We start from the raw sequence: 20,317 nt of genomic DNA on the forward strand, positions 1-20,317 counted from the left end.
CTTACGACCTCCTTTCTTCATCCATTTGATAAACATAAGCTAAGATTTCTGCTACAGCTTGATATAATTCATATGGTATCTCTTCACCAATCTCGACCAACTTATATAATGCTCTTGCTAAAGGCTTCTCCTCTACAATTTCGATCTCATTCTCTATAGCAACTTCCTTAATTTTTTGGGCGATCTCTCCTTGGCCCTTAGCTATCAAGACTGGAACTTCCATTGTTTCCAAATCAAATTTAACAGCTACAGCAATATGAGTTGGGTTAGTAATCACTACATCCGCTTCCGGTACATCTTGCATCATCCTACTCATAGCCATCTCTTGTTGTTTCTGTTTACGCTTCGATTTAACCTCTGGACTACCTTCCATCTGCTTTCGCTCTTCTTTAACCTCTTGTTTGGTCATTTTCAATTGCTGCTCATGCTCCCATTTTTGATAAATCAGATCAATAATACCTATAATAATCATAAAACCACTGACTCTCATTGCCAAAGAAAAAGCCGTATCACCGATTAATTCTAAAGCATGATTTAAGCCAACTGTAGTTAATAAAACATACTGATCCAATACACCCCTAATCGTTAAGTATGATATATAAGCAATAATTCCTACTTTTAATAAAGATTTAATTAATTCTACAAAAGTTCGCTTAGAAAGAAGCTGTTTGGCCCCTTCAATCGGATTTAACTTACTTATTTTAGGAATCAAAGTCTTAGGAGTAAACAAAAAACCGATCTGTAAATAGGTAATTGCTACCCCTACTGCAGTAACTATAAACAGAATCGGTGCTATCAATCTCAAACCTAAGAATCCTATTTCTAATAATAAATTATAAAAGTTATTAGCAGTCATCTCCATTGTCAAATAAATTGCAAATGATTTGTAAGTAAATTCTATAATCTGATCTATCAAGTATCTCATCAAAAAATATAAAATTATAAAACTGAATAATAAAGTAAACGCACTATTTAACTCTTTGCTACTTGCCACTTGACCTTCTTCTCTAGCTTGTTGTCTCCGTTTGGGGGTGGGATCTTCGGTTTTTTCTTCTTCAGGCATTAGCTCATCCTCTTTCTATCATTAAATTTAAGAGTTGATATAAATCACTAAATCGTTCCATAAATAACTCCTGCATAAAACTCAAATAATTAGGCAAAATAAAACCTAAAATAATCAAACCAACAAAGACCTTAGTCGGCAAACCCAACATAAAGACATTCATTTGAGGAACAGTTCGAGCAACTAGACCAAAAGCCAGATCAACAATAAAGACAATTGCCATAATCGGCAAAGCAATCTGAAAAGCTAACGGAAATAGATCACCAATAATCCTCAATACTGCCCTTAAAAACTGGGGTGTTGACTGAAAATTGGTCACTGGAACCAGTTTGAAGCTATCAGATAATAATCTCAATTGATAATGATGGGCATTGACCGCTAAAAAAAGTAAGGTTGCTAATACATTCTTAAATTGTCCTATCAAAGGTGCCTGAATCCCATGTAACGGATCCATAACACTGGCCATCATAAACCCCATTTTCCGATCAATAAATATTCCAGCCAACTGAACAGTAATAAATGTCAATTGCAATAAAAACCCAACTACTAATCCAATAAACAACTCAACTACCAGTTGATATGCAGCCAGTAGTAATTGTTCAGGAACTTCAATCCCTTCCCACGATAGAGTCGGAAATAAGACAAAAATAATCAAAACTGCAAAACCAATTCGTAATCTACGTGGTAAAACCTCACTTCCAAAGATAGGAGCAACTACAAAAAAACCTATTATCCGGGCCAACATTAAACTAAACCGATATACTTGAGTCAATAATTCTACTTGTTCCATGCTTACTCCACCTTATTATCCAACATAGCTGGGAATATTGATAAATAACTCACCGACAAAATCCAACAAAACATTTAACATCCACGGACCAAAGACCATCAAAGCCAATAAAACAGCCAAAATTTTAGGAATAAAACTTAAAGTCTGCTCCTGAATCTGAGTCGTTGCCTGAAAGATACTAACTATCAAACCTGCTAACATTCCTAGTAGTAACATTGGTGCTGCTACTTGAATAGTTACCAATAGTGCTTTACGTCCAATTTCAATTACTAAAGTTTGGCTCATCTACTCTTCGCTCCTTAATTAAAAAGTCTCAACTAAAGACTTGATTACTAAATACCACCCATCGACCATTACAAACAAAAGTACTTTGAAAGGTAAAGAAATCATAACCGGTGGTAACATCATCATCCCCATTGACATCAAAACACTAGCTACAATCATATCAATTACTATAAATGGAATATAGATAATAAATCCAATCTGAAAAGCTGTCCTTAATTCACTGGTAATAAATGCTGGTATCAAAATAAAAGTCGATACATCATCTTGATTATCAGGGCGTTCTAACTCTGACATATTAATAAATAAAGCAATATCCTTCTCTCTTGTATTGCTAAACATAAATTCCCGTAAGGGATCTAAAGTATTCTCTAAAGCTACACTCTGTTCAATCTCTTCTGCCAAATAAGGTTGTACAGCTTCCTGGTTAATCTGACCCCAGACAGGTGACATCACATAAATTGTTAGAAAGATTGCCAAACCTATTAAAACCTGATTAGGAGGCATAGTCTGTGTTGCTAATCCTCTCCGCAACAAAGATAAAACTACAATAATTCTAGTAAACGCTGTTAATAAAATTAAAATTGCCGGTGCTAAGGTTAATACCGTTAGCAATATTAAAATCTGAAGAGAAGTAGCCAAATCCTGTTCTTCTGCACCTTCCCCGATTTGAACATCTAAATTAGGTAAGTTAAATTCAGTAACTGCTAAAGCACTACTCTGTACTAAGACTAATACCAGCAAAACTAATGTGATGATTACTAAATACTTACTCTTCATTAACTCCATCCTTACCCTTCTTGAAAAGATTTAATAATCCTACATCTTCTTTTACTGCTAAAGAATCAACAGCTAGGTCAACTTCTTTAATAAATTCTAATTCCTCTTTGCTACTGGAGACTAACCAAACCTGGTCAACTACCTTAATTAAATATAACATCTGGTTGCTATTTAAATAACAACGCTCTAACACCTTGATTTGATCAGTCTGATTTAATAAACCCTTCTTTCCTTGCAAAAATTTAATCACTAAATAAAACAGACCTAAGATAGCTACTAGTGTAATCAATACTTTGATAATTTCCAATCCATAGGACATAATATCAATCCTTAATTTATAATTTCTTTAATCGCTCTTCAGCACTAACAATATCCGTAACTCTAAAGCCGAAGTTTTCATCAATTACAACTACCTCACCTTTAGCAATCAACTTTCCATTAACTAATAAATCAACTGCTTCTCCTGCTAACCTATCCAACTCAATTACAGAACCAGGACCTAAATCAAGAATCTCTTTGATTGACATCTTGCTTTTCCCTAATCTAACAGTTAATTCTAATGGAACATCATAAATTAAGCTAAGATCATTATTCAAATCACTAGCTAACTGTCCACCTAACTGTTCAAACTCAACACCTTCAACTTCAACATCTGGTTGAGGGCTCATCGATGAAGGTTGTTGCTGTCTTTGTTGAGGTTGTCTCTGCATTTGAGGTTGAGACTGTTGTTGCTGCGTTTGTTGCATTTGCTGCTGTTGAGGTTGCTGGCTTGGTGGTTCTTGTGAACTACTCTGTTGCTGAGGCTGCTGTGATTGTTCTGGTTTAGAGGTTACTTCTTCAGCTTCTACCTCTTCCTCTTGAGTTTCTCCCATCATCCCCTCCACTAACTGCTTAGCAAAATCCATAGTCATAATCTGGACAATTTGGCTATCTATCAAATCTCCAATATGCATATCAAATGCTACTTGAACAACTTGATCATCTCCTGAAATACCTTTCAAATTAACATCATCACTGCTTAACTCCAATAATTCAGCATTTGGAGGAGAGATATTGATCTTATTACCTGCAAAAAAATCTGACATTGATGTAGCAGCAGAACCCATCATCTGATTCATTGCTTCACCTACAGCACTGATATGTAACTCACTTAATTCGCCTGGCGGTTCTGTACCATCCCCACCCATCATTAAATCAGCAATAATAGCAGCATCTTCTGTTTCAACAATTAATTGATTACTTCCTTGTAATCCCTCTACATACTGTACATCAACTAAAATACATGGTCTAACATAACTGTCCACCAATTGATTAATTGTACTTAATGATACCTCAGGAGCTGTAATTTCTACTTTTTGATCCAATAAACCATATAAAGCTGTAGCAGCAGAACCCATAGATATATTGGCAACCTCTCCAATTGCATCCTTCTCTAAGGGACTCAATGATACTTCCTCACTCTGCTCAACTTGATCTTCTGTATCATTTTCTTCTAATAAAGCACTAATTTCATCTTGAGATAAGACTTCATCACTCATCGTCTTCCTCCTCCCACTCATCTTGTTCTATCGTCGAATTAATTTCAACAGCTAAATTACTGCCTTTTTTGCCTGGTTTTGCTCTGAATTTCTTACGGTTACTGACATGTACTGTCAAGTCTTCCTCTACTTTAGTATCTAATTTAATAACATCTCCAACATTCAATTCTAACAACTGTTTAACAGTAATACTTGCTTTCCCTAGTTCAGCTATCACTGGCAATTTAGTCTTTCCTAACCTTTTCTTCAATTTGTCTAAAGTTTCAGTAGTTGAGCCTTTTCTTGATGTAGAAAACCAATATTGAGCACTCAATTTAGAAACAATTGGTTCTAATACTATATAAGGAATACAGATATTAATTAATCCTTCAACATCCCCAATCACTGTTTCTACTGTCGCTAAAATTACCATATCATTACTAGGAACAATTTGAGTAAATTGCGGATTAGATTCTAACTCTTTAAGGCGTGGTCTTAAATCAACCACATTTTCCCACGCTTCACTAAAACTATCTAAGATTCGTTTGTTGATCTTTTTTAGTACTACCTCTTCAATATCAGTAAACTCCCTACTTCTGCTTAAAGAACCTCCTTTTCCTCCAAAGAGCCTCTCAACAATAGTATATGCTATCTTAGGATTCATCTCAATAATAAACTCTCCATGAAGAGGATAAAAATCACAAACTGACATAATTGTAGGTTGTGGTAAAGAACGAATAAATTCATCATAAGATAACTGCTCAATCGATGTTAATTCAGACTTAACCATCGTTCTTAACTGCGTAGAGATCGAAGTAGTCAATAATCGACAAAAACCTTCATAAATCATTCGCAAAGTCCTTAACTGATCTTTAGATAGTTTATTAGGATGTTTAAAGTCATATACTTCTACTACTTCCTCATCTTCTTTCTTTAACTCATCTGCTTCTACTTTTCCAGACGATACAGCATCCAATAATGAATCAATCTCATTTTGGGATAAAACTCTATTTGACGACATGAATCTACCCCCTACTTAATAAAAAAAGAAAATTAACAATCATTGAAATCTATAATTAAAAGAGATTACTCTTCTTCTGTCTTAGCTTTGATTAATTCATCTATCTCTTCTTGAGATAGAACTTCATCAGACATTCATATCACCCCTTTATTGAATCACAAATTCTGTAAAGAATACATTAGTAACTTCCCCTTCCAATAATTTCTCATTTATATTTTCCATGACCTCACTTCTTATCTCCATTGCTCCCTGATCAGAAGTTACTTCTTCTTCTTCCTTACTTCTTAAAATAGAGATAATAGTGTCTCTAATCTGTGGCTTACGCTTATCTATCTCTTCAACAACATCATCTTCATTAACTTCAACAGTAATGTTTACTCTAATAAACCTTCTTCCTCCAGTAAGATTAACTAAGAATTCACCTACCTCAGTAATTGGCCCTAACTCTCTAGCCGTAGTGCTTACTTCAGTTTCCTCTCCTTGGTTAAAACCTCCTAAATTAACCATCATAAAGTAGGATATTCCGGTAGCTAACACTACTGCGATCAATATTCCTAAGATTAAGCTATAGTTTAAACCACTTTTCTTGTCCTCGCTCATTACTTATATCCCCCCATTAATCTCATCATCATCAGCCCTTAAAATAATAATATCTACTCTACGATTTAACTCTCTATTTTCTGGTGTATCATTAGGTTCAATAGGTTTATATTTAGAATAACCTGCAGCAAACAACCGCTCTGGATTTACCTCTTGCTCTTCGATAAAATATCTAACTACATTGGTTGCTCTTGTTGTCGATAACTCCCAATTAGAAGGAAATCTAGGATTACTAATTGGTAAATTATCTGTATGTCCTTCTATAGCTATCTCATTAGGAACCGTCTTTATAAATCCAGCTATTTTTTCTAAGATATCATAAGCACTATCTCTAATTTCTGCTTCTCCTAAAGGAAATAAAACCTTACCTGTAAAATGAATCGTTAAACCCCTATCTGTAATCTCTAATCTAACATCTTCTTCTAGCCCTTCTTCTGCAATAAAACCTGCTACCTGTTCATAAAATTCATCCATCTGCTCTGCACCTAATTCTTCAGTGGTCATCCCTGCATCTATCAATTCACTTCTAGAAATTGTTCGCCCACCATCCATGATTCCTAAACTCCCTTGAAACCCTTGAATTGCCATCTCAAATTTTTGGACATCAACTTCAGCAAAAGAATATAACAGAACAAAAAAGGCTAGTAATAAAGTCATCATATCACCATAAGTAGTTAACCAATTACTACCGCCTTGTTCCTCTTCATCCCGTTTACGTCGCGGCATTTCTCTCCACCGCCCCTCCCTCAGTTTCTTGCTCATCAAGTTCAGTACGAGATTTAGGAGCTAAAAAGGCTTTTAATTTTTCTTCTACAATCCGAGGGTTTTCTCCTGCTTGAATTGATAAGATCCCTTCAATCATTACCTCTCTAATCAAAATCTCCTCTTCACTCTTAACCTTTAACTTCTGGGCCAACGGAACAAGGACTAAATTAGCAAGCAATGCACCATATAGCGTCGTAATTAGAGCGGTTGCCATCCCCGGGCCAATTGCATCTGGATCATCTAAATGGCTTAACATTCCAATTAACCCAATTAATGTTCCAATCATCCCAAAGGCAGGTGCTAACTCTCCACCTTTTGCAAAAACTCCTCGATTAATAGCATGGCGTTGTTCTAAAAAGTCCAACTCAGTCTCTAATATATTCCTAACCAGTTGAGGATCTGTTCCATCTACTACTAGTTGGATTCCTTTTTTCAAAAACTCATCATCCAATTGGTAAGCTTCATCCTCTAAAGCAAGCAACCCTTCTCTTCTTGCTTTTTCAGCAAAACTGACCAAAACAGAAATTATATCCCGTGGTTGATCTTGTTGCTCTGAAAAAGCTATCTTCAATGCTGCAGCTGCATTCTTTAACTGTTTAAAAGAATAAGCAATAATTACTCCACCCATTGTACCACCAACAACGATTAGAGCTGAAACAAGACTTGCATAAATAAGAATACTTCCTTCTAATAACATCCCAGAAACTATTAGAACAATTCCTAAAACTAAACCTCCTATCGTTGCAAAATCCAAATTTGTCACCTCATTCCCATTCTGGTTTTAATCTGATCCTCCTCTTATAATCAATTATCATCTTTATTATCTCATCTACATCTTCTTTAACAATCAGACGATGATTGGTTGTTAATGTAATTACAGTATCCGGGGTTGCTTCAATCGACTCAATCAATTCAGCATTAACAACTATTTCTGAATCATTTAATCTTTTCAACTTTATGATCTTTATCACCTCTTATCTAATTATACCAATAATTATCAGGAGTCAGGAACCAGGAGTCAGTAAGTTCAAAACCATTTAATTCAAGAACTCTTAAAGAACTTAATCTTATGATTTTACTGATTCCTCATTCCCTATTCCTAATTCCTATAGCACTAAAAGATTCGATCTAATTTCACGGGCAGACACGGGGACCTGCTCCTACGACAAAACCAAAGTTCATGTAGGGACGAACCTATATGGATATGGTATGAGTTTCACGAAGGGTCTTGATTTTTAGACCCGTAGGTGAAAGGACTCGTAGAGTCGCCCCTTTAATTTTTAATGATCGACTTAGCCTCAGCCTTAAACTCAAACTTAAATTTTATTATCGCTTGAGATTAACTAACTCCTGTAAGATTTCATCAGAAGTTGTAATTGTTTTTGAATTAGACTGAAATCCACGCTGTGTACTGATCAATTCAGTAAACTCCCGTGACAGATCAACATTGGACATCTCCAAAGTACCAGCTGAAATTTCACCAAACCCTCCTGAACCAGGAGTTCCGATATTGGCTGGCCCGGAGTTGTTAGAGACTCGATATAAGGTATCACCCTCTTCTGATAGACCGGATGGATTATTGAAGGTAGCTAAGCCTAACCTACCCAACGTCTGAGATCTACCATTATCATACGAACCAGTGATTTCTCCTGAACCATCAATCGTAAAGCTCTGTAAATCACCGCTGGTATAACCATTGACGGTATCGACATCGGCTGTAAAGTCGTTAGCCTGCTGAGTCATATTGCTAAAATCAAGCGTAAACTCAAGATCTTCTACTCCATCTATATCTAATTCATCTAAATCAGCAACTCCTATGTCAATTGAATCTCCTTCGTCCACATTTCCACTTTGATCAAAGATAATCGGATCGTTTTCATTTAATTCTACAAAGTCACCATCATCAATCCTACCATATACATTCCATGTTGTCTCTTCTTCTCCTACATCAGTTTTTACAAACCTCAAATCTAAATTATGCCTACCACCCTGAGAATCATAAACTTGACTATTTATACTCCGGGATATTTCAGCTAAATCTCTTTTTAAATCATCATCATCACCATTAAGAATATCTTCTACACTACCTGCACCATCATCAAATACATCAACATCTTTATTTAGATTTCCATCAAAATTAACTCTAGATGTTGCATTGGCATCCATCGACTGTTTCAAACTTATATCATCTAAATCAGCATTAGTATCTATCGCTCCATCAGCATCAGCTTCCCAACCTTGCAGACGATAGCCATTGTTATTATTGACCAAGTAACCATCACTATCAAAGTCCATCGCTCCTGCTCTGGTATAGTATCTTTCAGTTCCATCATCTACCATAAAGAAGCCATTTCCTTCTACTGCCAAATCAGTATTCCGACCGGTTGACTGTAAGCTACCTTGACCCATATCCTTATCGATACTACCTAATTGTGTACCTAATCCCACCTCTTGCGGATTAGTACCCCCTCGTTCATCCTGCGGTGCAGAAGCTCCCTGCATCCTCTGGCTCATCATCGACTTAAATGTAGCTCGACTCCCTTTAAAACCCGTTGTATTAACATTCGAAATGTTATTACCAATAACATCCATTTTATCCATATGTGCATTCAATCCAGAAACTCCAGAAAACATCGATCTTAACATCTATAACCAACCTCCCATTTATCAATTAATAATTGATGGTTATTTAATTTTAATTATTCAATATTCAATGCTTTTCTCAGTCGCTTCTAGCGGTCCACGACTGTTAACCTCCCTCATCTACTAAGTCCAACCTGAAGCAAAAATTGTAAAACTAATCTCATTGCTCACAGCTTAAGACTCATAGCTCTTTTGGGGCCAGCCATTATTTCATCACAATTGCACTATCAATATTTGTAAATAGGTTTTCCTCCATACTCTCCTCATCCATAGCAGTAATTACAGTTTTATTCTTAACATTGACAATATAAGCATTGTTGTTAACTAAGATTAATGACTCCTGAGCACCTTTATCCTTAGCCTTCTCAACTGCTTGATCTAATTTCTTTAAATCTTGTTCCTTAAAATCAATCTGTCGTGACTGTAACCTCTGCTTCGCATGCTTAGAAAAGTTTAATTTGCTACTTTGCTTCAACTTGTTATGTAATAAGTCTTTAAATTTATTCTTGTCTCTAACTTGATTGGTCTGCTTTCTTTTAGAGTGAGGTGGAGTAATCGGACGTTGCCCATAAATTCTGGTCACCTATACCCCTCCTTTCTAAGAAAGCACCTCTTGTATACTGTCTAAGGAATATTCTTGCTCTTCAATAACTACCTGATATCCCTTTTCACCATTTTCACTGTCTACAATCAGCCTATCTACTTCTCCGACAACAGATTCACCACTTTCTGAATCAACAACTTTAACCTCTTTTCCTACAAAATTACTAGCTTGACTTAATTGTTGATAACCCATGAATTGGCTGAAATTAGAATTTAAATTCTGCATCTGCTCTAAAGAACTAAATTGAGCTGTCTGAGCAATAAACTCTTTATCATCCATCGGATCTAATGGGTCTTGATGTTGCAGTTGTGCTACTAAGAGCTTTAAAAACTCCTCTTGGCCTAAATCATCTTGATCTAAGCCCATACTCTCTGTCAATCCAAACTCATTATCACTAGCTGTCCCTTTTACTGAGTTATTGTCCATTGTTTGCATTTTACTTCCAGATGTTGCTTGTAATGCATCCATTTTCTCCCCCCTTTAAACTACATAATCAACGCCATCCAATTCAACATTTGTCTGTTCTTCCATATCTTCTAGTATCTCTTCTACAGTCAACTCTTCCATATCTAGACTAAAATCTCGCTTACTCTCTTGTTCTTGCTGTTGATTAAATAAGGAACCATCCTCTTCTTGCTCAGCAAAACTTCCAGCATAGTTCTCCCCGGCTTGGGCAGATAGAATATCAATCTGTCCTACCTCTAAATCTCTTTGTAGCAAAACAGAGCGTAATTTAGCTAAATTATTTTCCAATAATTCCTTTACCTCACCATTTTCAGAAAGTATCCGTGCAGAGACAACCCCATCATTCAAACCTATCCGTAAGTTCAATCGCCCTAGAGACTCTGGCTGTAATTGAATAGTGACTTGATTTTGATTCTTATTTGCTCCTAACAACTTAAGCTCTTCACTGATCTGCCCTAATATATTTTCTAGGTTAAGCTGCTGACCAAAATCAACATTATTTACCTGCTGTTTTCCTTCAACCTGCTGATTATTAGCTAGCAAATTATTTAGATCTGTCAAATCAAATTCTTGCATTTCCTGTTCAGAAAAGTTCAAATCTGACGATCCATCCTGCAATAACTCATCCAACGCTTCTTCATCTCCAGCAAATTGCTCTAACAACTCCATGTCTAATTGACCTTCACTATCTAGTGGCATAGTCCCATCATTCTTGCTTCTTCTTCCTTCCTGCACCTCTTTGCTAGCTTGAGCTAAACTAGCCTGCTGTAGCATATCCTGAGCAAAGAGTAATTCTTCCTCAGTTGACTTTTCTGTTACTAGAACTTCTCCATCCATCTGAGCAGCTAATTCTTTTAACTTTAGCATCTCTTCCTGTTCTTGCTCAGATAATTTTAAAAGCTCACCTTCTTTTGCACCTTGCTGTTGTTCAGCCAACTTCTCCTGAACCAACTCCAACTGTTTAATTAAATCCAGTAACCTCTTATTATCATCACCCATCAATTGCTCAAGCTCTTGTAATGACTGACCATCTAACTCTGCCTCCAGTTGCTTAAGTATTTCTTGGACTTGTTCTTCTTCAACTGCTAACTCTTCAATCTCTAAGTTATTTAATAGTTCACTTTTGAAAAGTTGAGTCAAATCACTGAGCAATGCCAAAATCTCCTCTAACTCTTCCTCACTAATTTCTTCTACATTGCCTGCTAATAACTCTTCTAACCTCTCAAGTTTCTTATCATCATCAACTTTAGATTCAGATTGCTTATTAGATGATTTATTTTCAACAGGCTTAGTATCATCATTAACTTTAAATTCAGATTGTTTGTTGGCTTCAGCCTTCTGATTTGATAATCTATCCGAATTATCCTGTAAAGCTGACAAAAAATCATCTCTGTTAGCAGTAGAACTTTGTGCTTGCCTAGTTTGAGGCTGATAATTCCCACTACTGATTACATCTAGCAAATTCATCGGCATCTTTTCTCACCCCCTTTCAAAAGAACAGTTTACGGTGTACAGTTGATAGTTGATAGTTAAAACTTTCAAGATTTAAATCCTTAAGAGTCCTTAACACTGTGAAACCTTATATCTATCTTGTTTCTTTATTTTGATTTTTACTAATTACTAGTCACTAGTTACTAATTACTTTCATCCAACTTTACTTTAATATAAATTAAATTTTAAAGTTGGATGAATATTCTTTACTCTGACAACAGTGTTGAATACTGAGCTGCTTCTTCATTAGGCATGAATTCCAAAATCTCAGCTACTATCTCTTCATCCATCTGACTTAATATATCAGTTGCTAACCCAACATCTAAATCCGGTAATAAATCAGCAGCCCGCTGTGAATTCATCTGACTATAAATATCTGCCAAACGATTCAATCTAGTCTCATAATCTTCACGCTCTACTCCCACTCTTTCTAAATCCTCTTCTAAACTATCAATCATCTCGTTTAATTGCTCAACTTCTTCTTCACTATCTTCTAATTCAAAGTACAGACGCTGATTCTGATCCTCTACTTCAGCTAATTCTGAATTAGCAATAGCTAACTCCTCTTCTAATCGTTCAATCTCCTCTTCTGCAGTCAAATAATCTCCTACCACAGGTAGAGCACTCAATAAATCTATTCCGTCGCCTCTAATTTGATCGAAAGTATAAACTTCAAGCATATCCAATAAAAAGACAGTAACTCCTGTTAAGATAACCAGTATAACTAAAGCTAGGAGTATCTTTGTTTTCATCAACTTTTCCTCCTAATTTAAAAAATAGAACCTTTATTTCCTTGATGGTTAAATAAATTAATTGCTAATTCATCATTAATTTTCTGTTCTTCTTGTAAAACCTCTTCGAAATGCTCTTCATATTGTTGTTCTTTTAATTTAGCTAATGTCTTCTTTTCTTTGACCTTCTCTAACAATCGAACTCGACATTGCTTAATCTTATCTTCCCAATACTCCAATTGTAACCATAACTCTTCAATCTCTTCAGTTAAATATTTAATGTAATTTCGAGATCTAAGAGCAGAAGATAGATCAACCTCCTGTACCTCACTACTTTCTAGTTGTTGTTGACAATTCTGCTTCTTTGTTTTATATCTATCCAAGTTATTTTTAACTTGATTATATTTATGCTGTAACTTAGCCAACTCCTTTTGAACTAAAGTCTCTTCTTGTTCCTTTAAATTCAAAACAGATTGTAAGCCAAAAGAAAATTTTTTCATCTAATCAATCACCCCTCAGCAAAGATATTAATCAACTCTTGTACTGTCTTGTGATAGTCACTATCTTCATTAACACCTTGCCGCAAAAAGTTATTAACCTGTTTTAACTTAGATAATGCATAATCAAGTTCAGGATCACTACCTTCCTGATAAGCACCAATATTGACTAAATCCTTCGACTCTTCATAAGTAGCTAATACTTCTCTTAATTTTTGAGCAGCCTCTTTATGCTCTTGACTAACAATTTCATTCATCACCCTACTTACACTCTCTAAAATATCGATTGCTGGATAGTGATTTTGGGCTGCCAAATCACGAGATAAAACAATATGACCATCCAAGATCCCTCGTACAGCATCTGCTATCGGCTCATTCATATCGTCCCCTTCGACCAAGACAGTATATAAACCAGTAATCGTCCCTCGGTCATTAGTTCCAGCCCGCTCCATTAGCTTAGGCAATAAAGCAAAGACAGAAGGAGTATATCCCTTGGTCGCTGGTGGTTCGCCAACTGCTAAACCCACTTCACGCTGTGCCATGGCAAATCTCGTTACAGAATCCATCATCAGCATTACATCTTGACCTTGATCCCTAAAATATTCAGCAATTGTAGTAGCTACTAATGCCCCCTTCAACCTTACCAAAGCTGGCTGGTCAGAGGTAGCCACAACTACCACAGAATTTTTCAAGCCTTCTTCTCCTAAGTCACGTTCAATAAAATCTCTAACCTCTCTACCACGCTCACCAATTAAGGCAATTACATTGATATCAGCTGATGTATTACGAGCAATCATTCCTAATAAAGTACTCTTTCCTACACCACTTCCAGCAAAAATCCCCATTCTTTGCCCTTTTCCACAGGTTAATAAACCATCTAGACTCCTCAATCCAACTGACAGGCTTTCTGTAATCCTCTCTCTAGTTAGTGGGTTAGGAGGTGTATTATTAATTGGATACTTTAATGCTGACTCAGGAAACTTAAAATCAGACATTGGATTACCTAAACCATCCAATACTTTTCCTAATAAGAATTCACCTACTTTAACCTGCAATGATTCTCCAGTAGCAAAGACTTTACAATCCGGGCCAATCCCACTCATATCCCCAAGTGGCATCAACAAGACATTATTCTCCTTAAAGCCTACCACTTCAGCTTTAACTTCCTTCTCTTCAAAAGCAGATTGGATTAAACAGACCTCTCCTAACCTTACATTTGGCCCTTCCGATTCAATAATTAAACCTATTACCCGTTTAACCTTACCAAAATGTTTAATTGGAGTTAAATCTTCTAAGCTATTAGTCAATAAATCTAACTCAAATAACCCTCTACTCATTGTGATTCACTTCCAATAACTTCGCTTCTATTTCTTTTAGCTGAGAAGAAACAGTCAAATCAACCCCACCAAAGTCGGTCTCAATAACACAACCACCACTTTCAATACTTTTATCAGTAATAACTTTAACCTCTTCTAAGCCATTATTAGCTGCTAGCAACTCTTTTTTATAGCGGGCCAACTCCTCTAAATCCTTAGGATTGACCTTGATCTTAATCTCTTCCTCATGCTGTAATACTTCCAAACCAGCTTCAACAAATTCTACAATTAATTCAGAGTCAGTCTCTAACTCTTTAGCAATTACTTTTTCACTGATTTTGATCACTAGTTTAATCAACTCATCTTTGATATGTGGCAATCGCTCAGCTAAATCTTGCTGATATACCTCAATCTCTTCTTCTAAACTCTCTACTAACCCCTTCAACTTGTCATTAACTTGTTGCTGTCCTAACTCAATCCCTTCCTCCTTACCTAATTCAAACCCTTGCTGATAACCTTCTTCTTTAGCTTGTTCAAACCTCTGTTCAGCCTCTACTTCGACTTCTTTTTCTGCTTCTTCTTTCAACCTTTCCGCTTCTTGTTGAGCTTGTTGTATTATCTGCTCTGCTTTCTTTTCAGCCTCTTCTAAAGTTTCATCTGCTGTTATAGCAATTTCAGTTTTAGCCTTATTAATCTCTTCTCTTGCTTTTTTATCCTTCTTCTCTGTTTTTTCCTTTTTAGCAGAAGCATCTAACAACCTAGTTTTTTTTTATCAGACTTAACCTGAGAAGATTTAATAATATTAGACAACTACCTCATCCTTTCCACCACGATTAATCACTATTTCTCCTTCTTCTTCTAACCTTCTGATCTCATTAACAATATTTTGTTGTGCTTCTTCAACATCACTAATTCTAACTGGCCCTAAATGATCTATGTCCTCTCGTAACATTTGAGATGCCCGTTTTGATAAATTGTTATAGATCTTATCTGCAACTTCATCACTGGCTGTTTTTAAAGCTAAAGGTAGATCATTATCAGTATCTATCTGCCTTAATACCAATTGAATAGCTTGATCTGTTAATAAAGTAATATCTTCAAATACAAACATCTTCTGCCTAATATCTTCAGCTAATTCTGGATCTCCCTTATCTAAATCATCCAAAATTGTCTTTTCTGTAGAACGATCAGCTAAGTTCAAAATTTCAACAATCGAATCTATTCCACCAGCACTCGAATACTCATTAGTCATTAAAGAAGATAGTTTCTGTTCTAGTACTCGCTCAACCTCTTTTATCACATCTGGTGAAATTCTTTCCATATTAGCTACTCTTTTAGCAACCTCAGACTGTTTAGCAGGAGGCAATGAAGATATAATTTGAGCAGACTGTTCAGCATCCAAATAAGCCAAAATCAAAGCAATCGTCTGAGGATGTTCATTTTGAATAAAATTTAAAATTTGACCAGGATCAGTCTTTCTTAACTCATCAAAAGGCCTAACTTGTAATGAAGCAGTCAGCCGATCAATAATACTATTTGCTCTAGATTCTCCTAAAGCCTTCTCCAACACCTCTTTAGCATAATCCATTCCGCCATGGCTGATATAGTCATAAGCCACACACATTTGATGAAATTCATCTAATACTTCCTCTTTTATTTCAGCCGGTACTTTATCTAAATTTGCTATCTCTAAAGTTAAATCTTCAATTTCTTCATCATTTAAATGTTCAAAGACTTTAGCAGATGCATCTGGTCCTAAAGATACAAGTAAAATAGCTGCCTTTTCCTTTCCAGTTAGCTCAGACACTTTTTCACCTCCCTTTTATTCTTCACCTAACCAACTTCTAACTAAATTAGCTATCTCTTCAGGTTGATCCTGAACTAAATTGCGAATATTTTGTTGCAAACGCTGTCTTTCTTTTTCTTCTTCACTTAAATTTGCAGCAGCAAATTCATCTTGAGCTTCATCAATCAAATAATCGATTTCTTCTCCCACTTCTCCTGACTCTACTTCTTCTGTAGCTGTAGTTTCATCTGGCTGTTCTCTTCTTCTATATAATATAACCAATAATGTAGCAATTAAAATCCCTACTCCAACAAGTAGATATAATAATATTCTCTGCCTTCTTGACTCTTCTGCAGCCAATTCTTCCTGCCTCATTTGTTCTAAACTATCATCAAATTCTATACCTGTAACTGAGATTTGGTCACCACGATCAACATCATATCCCACAGCTGATGCGACAGCTTGGTTAACTCGCTCTTCTAATTGTGGATCCATCTCCTGGTTTACAATTACTGAAACTGACATCCGCTCTACTGCACCAGGTGATCTAACATATCGCTCTATTGTTTCATTAATCTCATAATTAGTAATTCGTTCTATGTTTTCTCGTTCACTTTCTTCTTCATTCGTTGCCTCATACTCTGGTAGGTTTGAGGTTGTCCCTGGAACCCCCTCTGGATCAGCAGTTCTTCCACTCTCTCGCTCTTCTTTTACCTGCTCACTACGAGCAATTCCACTATCATCCACAACCGGTTCATAGCTTTTGCTTTCAATTTCATGCTGATCAAAATCTAATTCAGCATTAACCCTAACCACAAAATTATCCATCCCTAACACTTTAGTCAACATTACATCCAAGTCTCTTTCAACTCTACGCTCTAAACTCTCCTGCAATTCAAATTGTTCATAACTTGATTCAAATTGGCTTTCCTCTTCTAATTGTGCTGATAATAAATTCCCAGCATCATCTACAATTGTAACATTATCAGCACTTAAATCTTCTACACTACTAGCTACCAAATTAGCAATTGATTTTATATTCCCTTGTGATAATTTTTGTCCAGAATCAACCCCTAATAATACAGAGGCTTTAGCCGGTGTCTCCTCTGATCGATAAATACTGGTCTCACTAGGAGTAATTTGAACTCTAGCAAAATTGACATTGTTGATCTGTTTAATAGTTCGACTCAATTCACCTGACAGAGCTCGAATATAATTAACTTGTTGATCAAAATCTGTACTACCCAGTTGATTCTCATCAAATAATTCAAACCCAGCAACTCCACCGGTTGGCAAATCTTCTCCAGCTAAATCCAAGCGTAACCTATGAACTCGCTCCTCCGGAACTAAAATAGTTGTACCTTCTTCTTCTAACTGATATGAGATGTTTTTTTCATCCAAACTTTCAACAATAGTTGCTGCATCTTGAGCAGATAAATCACTAAATAAAACTTCATATTCTGGTCTGCTAGCCCAATTAACCAAAATTAACAGACCTACAACTGTAATTAGTGCAGAAGCAATAATTAGGAGTTTAGCTTTTTGATCAAGATTATTTAATAGTTGCTGAATCTGTTCTTTTATTTCTGAAATATTTTCAACCATATTTACACCCCAATCTTACTGCTTAAATATCTCACACCTGTATCCTCATTACTTCCTTATAAGCTTCAACAGCTTTATTTGTAACCGAAGAAGCTAAATCTAAAGAAGTTTTAGCTTTTTGAGCAGATACCATAACTTCGTGAACATTATCTACTTTTCCTAATGCTAAATCTTCCCCTGCTTGGTCTGCTTGATGTTGTAAGTTATTAACTTTATGTAATGAATCCTTTAGAATATCTCCAAAAGAATTATCTACTTGTTTTTTATCGTCGCTATTTAGTCCAGTCAATAATTGTTGTTGACTTACATTATTGATCTCCATTAGTCTCCTCCTTTTTCTCTTATCCTATCCGTAAAGCACTTTCAATCATACTCTTAGCTGAATCTAAAGCTGTAACATTAGCTTCATAAGCTCTCGTAGCAGAAATCATATCTGTCATCTCTGAAACAATATTGACATTTGGCTTTTCTACATAACCATCTTCATTAGCATCAGGATGTTCGGGGTTATACTCTAATCTAGCTGGTTCATCACTTTCAGCAATCTCTTTTATTTTAACCCCTTCTCCTTCTTGGTTCTTACCATCAAATTTGGCCATTTCATCTTTTAATCTGCTTGCAAAAACAGGTACTTGACGACGATATGGCCCCCCATCCTCTGTTCTAGTAGTATTAACATTAGCTATATTGTTAGAAATCAAATCCATCCTCACTCTTTGTGCTGTTAATCCAGAGCTACTAATATTCATTCCATCAAACACACCCATTTTTATCTACCTCCTTTTTGAATTACTGAATCTAATCTCTGGAATTGACTTGCAAGTTTTTGTGATACCGTTTGATATTCTAAAGTATTTTGGGACAACTTAGACATTTCTGCATCAATATTAACATTGTTTTCATCATTCCTAACATTAGTACTATCTATAGTATGAACTTGCGGTTTAACCTCATTGAGATCAGAAGCTCCTACAGAAATATGCCTTGTATTAGTTGTATTTAATTTACTTTCACCGCCTAAAGCCTTTGCCATTTCATCTTTAAATGATACATCTTGCCTTTTATATCCAGGCGTATCTACATTAGATATATTATTAGAGAGTACTTGATGACGTTTATTCAAACCATCTAATGACTTTTCTAAGACTCCAAAGCCTTTATTATTAAACATTTTATTTTATTCCCCCTTTGTTACAATTTACAGCTTAACAAAAATTACACACTTAATTAATCATTTCACCTTTTTAACTGAAAATCCTGCAAAAGCCCCCATAATTTTAAGATGGTAATAGTTCCATCTTTTGGTATGATTATTTTATAATCTTATTATATCAAGCTCAGCCTTAAAATTGCAATAGTAGTTACTTATACATAGCATATAGTAGGTATTCATTGTTTTTATTTTCCACTTCTTCCAATGGATGAAATAATTCTTTGCTCACATTATAATAGCGTTGGGAATATTCCCAACGCTATTATAATCTAGTTTATCTAATTTAATATTTAATAACTACTAGAGTTATATTTTTACTTTCTCTAACTCTTTTAACAGATGATCATTTAAGATCTTAATATACGTACCTTTCATTCCTAATGATTTAGACTCAATTACACCTGCACTCTCAAATTTACGTAACGCATTTACAATTACTGAACGAGTAATTCCTACTTTATCAGCAATTTTACTAGCTACTAATAATCCTTCAGTCCCATCTAACTCAGCAAAAATATGCTCAATAGCCTCTAATTCCGAATAAGATAATGTTTCTAAAGCAATGTGTACAGCAGCCCTTTTTCTAGCTTCTTTCTCTGCTTTTTCACTTCTAAGCCGTAAAATCTCCATTCCTACTACAGTAGCACCATATTCCGCCAAAATCAAATCATCGTTATTAAATTTTTCCCCAAAGCGAGCTAAAATTAAGGTTCCTAATCGTTCTCCTCCACCATTAATCGGAACAACTGTAGTCAGTTTATCCATAAAAATACAATCTTCATCTTTAAAGACACACATTCCACTCGGTTGTTCATAATTAGGTTGGGTGTCATAATGTTCTAGCAACCATTCATTATAATCTACAGGAAATTCTCCTTTATCAAGAACTTCTTCCATCATCAAGTCGCACTCAAATCTATTAATTAAGCTATAGCCTAAAATTTCCCCTTCTTTATCAACTAAATAAATATTAGACTGGATACTCCTACTTAATACATTAGATACTTCACTAAAATCAACCGCTTGTCCTGCAGAACGTTGCAGCAACCTATTTATTTTGCGAGTCTTTTGTAACAATTCTTCCATTAAATTTCCTCCTTAACTTATTACTCTTAATTGATTATTTGTTAGAACAGTTAAATTATACA

The 20,317-nt window shown here is 35.5% G+C and carries 25 protein-coding genes; all 25 read right to left on the minus strand.

The window, feature by feature from the left end; translation table 11 throughout:
- Nucleotide 1 precedes the first annotated feature (1 nt).
- A complete protein-coding gene (gene flhB / locus MWH28_RS03920) occupies nucleotides 2-1,063 on the minus strand; it encodes a flagellar biosynthesis protein FlhB (RefSeq protein WP_248617980.1) in 1,062 nt (353 codons plus the stop codon).
- A gap of 4 nt (nucleotides 1,064-1,067) precedes the next feature.
- Nucleotides 1,068-1,853, minus strand: a complete 786-nt coding sequence (gene fliR / locus MWH28_RS03925; RefSeq protein ID WP_248617981.1) for a flagellar biosynthetic protein FliR — start codon at nucleotides 1,851-1,853, stop codon at nucleotides 1,068-1,070.
- Between the two features lie 15 nt (nucleotides 1,854-1,868).
- The gene (gene fliQ, locus MWH28_RS03930; RefSeq protein WP_248617982.1) at nucleotides 1,869-2,138 is read right to left on the minus strand and encodes a flagellar biosynthesis protein FliQ; all 270 of its coding nucleotides are present in this window, start codon (nucleotides 2,136-2,138) and stop codon (nucleotides 1,869-1,871) included.
- Nucleotides 2,139-2,156: 18 nt separating this feature from the next.
- Nucleotides 2,157-2,915 (minus strand): flagellar type III secretion system pore protein FliP, encoded by a 759-nt coding sequence (gene fliP / locus MWH28_RS03935; protein ID WP_248618075.1) that lies wholly within the window; start codon nucleotides 2,913-2,915, stop codon nucleotides 2,157-2,159.
- Entirely contained in the window at nucleotides 2,905-3,234 is a 330-nt protein-coding gene (locus MWH28_RS03940; protein ID WP_248617983.1) for a flagellar biosynthetic protein FliO, read from the minus strand. The genes fliP and MWH28_RS03940 overlap by 11 nt, the downstream gene beginning before the upstream one ends.
- A 16-nt stretch (nucleotides 3,235-3,250) precedes the next feature.
- Nucleotides 3,251-4,453 (minus strand): flagellar motor switch phosphatase FliY, encoded by a 1,203-nt coding sequence (gene fliY, locus MWH28_RS03945; RefSeq protein WP_248617984.1) that lies wholly within the window; start codon nucleotides 4,451-4,453, stop codon nucleotides 3,251-3,253.
- Entirely contained in the window at nucleotides 4,446-5,453 is a 1,008-nt protein-coding gene (fliM, locus tag MWH28_RS03950; protein ID WP_248617985.1) for a flagellar motor switch protein FliM, read from the minus strand. Before fliM ends, fliY begins: the two co-directional genes overlap by 8 nt.
- Before the next feature lie 147 nt (nucleotides 5,454-5,600).
- Entirely contained in the window at nucleotides 5,601-6,053 is a 453-nt protein-coding gene (locus MWH28_RS03955; protein WP_248617986.1) for a flagellar basal body-associated FliL family protein, read from the minus strand.
- Between the two features lie 3 nt (nucleotides 6,054-6,056).
- Nucleotides 6,057-6,779, minus strand: a complete 723-nt coding sequence (locus MWH28_RS03960) for an OmpA/MotB family protein (protein ID WP_248617987.1) — start codon at nucleotides 6,777-6,779, stop codon at nucleotides 6,057-6,059.
- Entirely contained in the window at nucleotides 6,766-7,572 is an 807-nt protein-coding gene (locus tag MWH28_RS03965; RefSeq protein ID WP_248618076.1) for a motility protein A, read from the minus strand. The genes MWH28_RS03960 and MWH28_RS03965 overlap by 14 nt, the downstream gene beginning before the upstream one ends.
- Nucleotides 7,573-7,582: 10 nt before the next feature.
- Nucleotides 7,583-7,780, minus strand: coding sequence for a flagellar FlbD family protein (locus tag MWH28_RS03970; protein WP_345894747.1), 198 nt, complete (start codon nucleotides 7,778-7,780; stop codon nucleotides 7,583-7,585).
- Nucleotides 7,781-8,144: 364 nt separating this feature from the next.
- Nucleotides 8,145-9,464, minus strand: a complete 1,320-nt coding sequence (gene flgF, locus MWH28_RS03975; RefSeq protein WP_248617989.1) for a flagellar basal-body rod protein FlgF — start codon at nucleotides 9,462-9,464, stop codon at nucleotides 8,145-8,147.
- Nucleotides 9,465-9,666: 202 nt separating this feature from the next.
- On the minus strand, nucleotides 9,667-10,044 hold the full coding sequence (locus MWH28_RS03980) for a TIGR02530 family flagellar biosynthesis protein (RefSeq protein WP_248617990.1): 378 nt from the start codon (nucleotides 10,042-10,044) through the stop codon (nucleotides 9,667-9,669).
- A 15-nt stretch (nucleotides 10,045-10,059) separates the two neighbouring features.
- Nucleotides 10,060-10,533: a flagellar hook capping FlgD N-terminal domain-containing protein gene (locus MWH28_RS03985; protein WP_248617991.1), complete on the minus strand. Its 474-nt coding sequence runs from the start codon at nucleotides 10,531-10,533 to the stop codon at nucleotides 10,060-10,062.
- 12 nt (nucleotides 10,534-10,545) lie between these two features.
- Nucleotides 10,546-12,003 carry a flagellar hook-length control protein FliK gene (locus tag MWH28_RS03990; RefSeq protein WP_248617992.1) on the minus strand — a complete coding sequence of 486 codons (1,458 nt, stop codon included), beginning with the start codon at nucleotides 12,001-12,003 and terminating at the stop codon, nucleotides 10,546-10,548.
- A gap of 224 nt (nucleotides 12,004-12,227) precedes the next feature.
- The gene (locus tag MWH28_RS03995) at nucleotides 12,228-12,773 is read right to left on the minus strand and encodes a MotE family protein (protein ID WP_248617993.1); all 546 of its coding nucleotides are present in this window, start codon (nucleotides 12,771-12,773) and stop codon (nucleotides 12,228-12,230) included.
- A 17-nt stretch (nucleotides 12,774-12,790) separates the two neighbouring features.
- Nucleotides 12,791-13,252 carry a flagellar export protein FliJ gene (gene fliJ / locus MWH28_RS04000; RefSeq protein ID WP_248617994.1) on the minus strand — a complete coding sequence of 154 codons (462 nt, stop codon included), beginning with the start codon at nucleotides 13,250-13,252 and terminating at the stop codon, nucleotides 12,791-12,793.
- 8 nt (nucleotides 13,253-13,260) lie between these two features.
- Nucleotides 13,261-14,586, minus strand: coding sequence for a flagellar protein export ATPase FliI (gene fliI, locus MWH28_RS04005; RefSeq protein WP_248617995.1), 1,326 nt, complete (start codon nucleotides 14,584-14,586; stop codon nucleotides 13,261-13,263).
- The gene (locus MWH28_RS04010) at nucleotides 14,579-15,322 is read right to left on the minus strand and encodes a FliH/SctL family protein (protein ID WP_248617996.1); all 744 of its coding nucleotides are present in this window, start codon (nucleotides 15,320-15,322) and stop codon (nucleotides 14,579-14,581) included. Before MWH28_RS04010 ends, fliI begins: the two co-directional genes overlap by 8 nt.
- Before the next feature lie 45 nt (nucleotides 15,323-15,367).
- Nucleotides 15,368-16,372: a flagellar motor switch protein FliG gene (fliG, locus tag MWH28_RS04015; RefSeq protein WP_248617998.1), complete on the minus strand. Its 1,005-nt coding sequence runs from the start codon at nucleotides 16,370-16,372 to the stop codon at nucleotides 15,368-15,370.
- A gap of 15 nt (nucleotides 16,373-16,387) precedes the next feature.
- Nucleotides 16,388-17,956 (minus strand): flagellar basal-body MS-ring/collar protein FliF, encoded by a 1,569-nt coding sequence (fliF, locus tag MWH28_RS04020; protein WP_248617999.1) that lies wholly within the window; start codon nucleotides 17,954-17,956, stop codon nucleotides 16,388-16,390.
- Nucleotides 17,957-17,987: 31 nt separating this feature from the next.
- Nucleotides 17,988-18,278 carry a flagellar hook-basal body complex protein FliE gene (gene fliE, locus MWH28_RS04025; RefSeq protein WP_248618000.1) on the minus strand — a complete coding sequence of 97 codons (291 nt, stop codon included), beginning with the start codon at nucleotides 18,276-18,278 and terminating at the stop codon, nucleotides 17,988-17,990.
- Between the two features lie 19 nt (nucleotides 18,279-18,297).
- Complete coding sequence (gene flgC, locus MWH28_RS04030; protein ID WP_248618001.1) at nucleotides 18,298-18,723, minus strand: flagellar basal body rod protein FlgC; 426 nt, start codon at nucleotides 18,721-18,723, stop codon at nucleotides 18,298-18,300.
- A 2-nt stretch (nucleotides 18,724-18,725) separates the two neighbouring features.
- On the minus strand, nucleotides 18,726-19,127 hold the full coding sequence (flgB, locus tag MWH28_RS04035; protein ID WP_248618002.1) for a flagellar basal body rod protein FlgB: 402 nt from the start codon (nucleotides 19,125-19,127) through the stop codon (nucleotides 18,726-18,728).
- A gap of 348 nt (nucleotides 19,128-19,475) precedes the next feature.
- A complete protein-coding gene (gene codY, locus MWH28_RS04040; protein WP_248618003.1) occupies nucleotides 19,476-20,255 on the minus strand; it encodes a GTP-sensing pleiotropic transcriptional regulator CodY in 780 nt (259 codons plus the stop codon).
- Nucleotides 20,256-20,317: the final 62 nt, after the last annotated feature.

Origin of the sequence: Natroniella sulfidigena (assembly GCF_023223645.1) — a bacterium.
Classification (GTDB): domain Bacteria; phylum Bacillota; class Halanaerobiia; order Halobacteroidales; family Halobacteroidaceae; genus Natroniella; species Natroniella sulfidigena.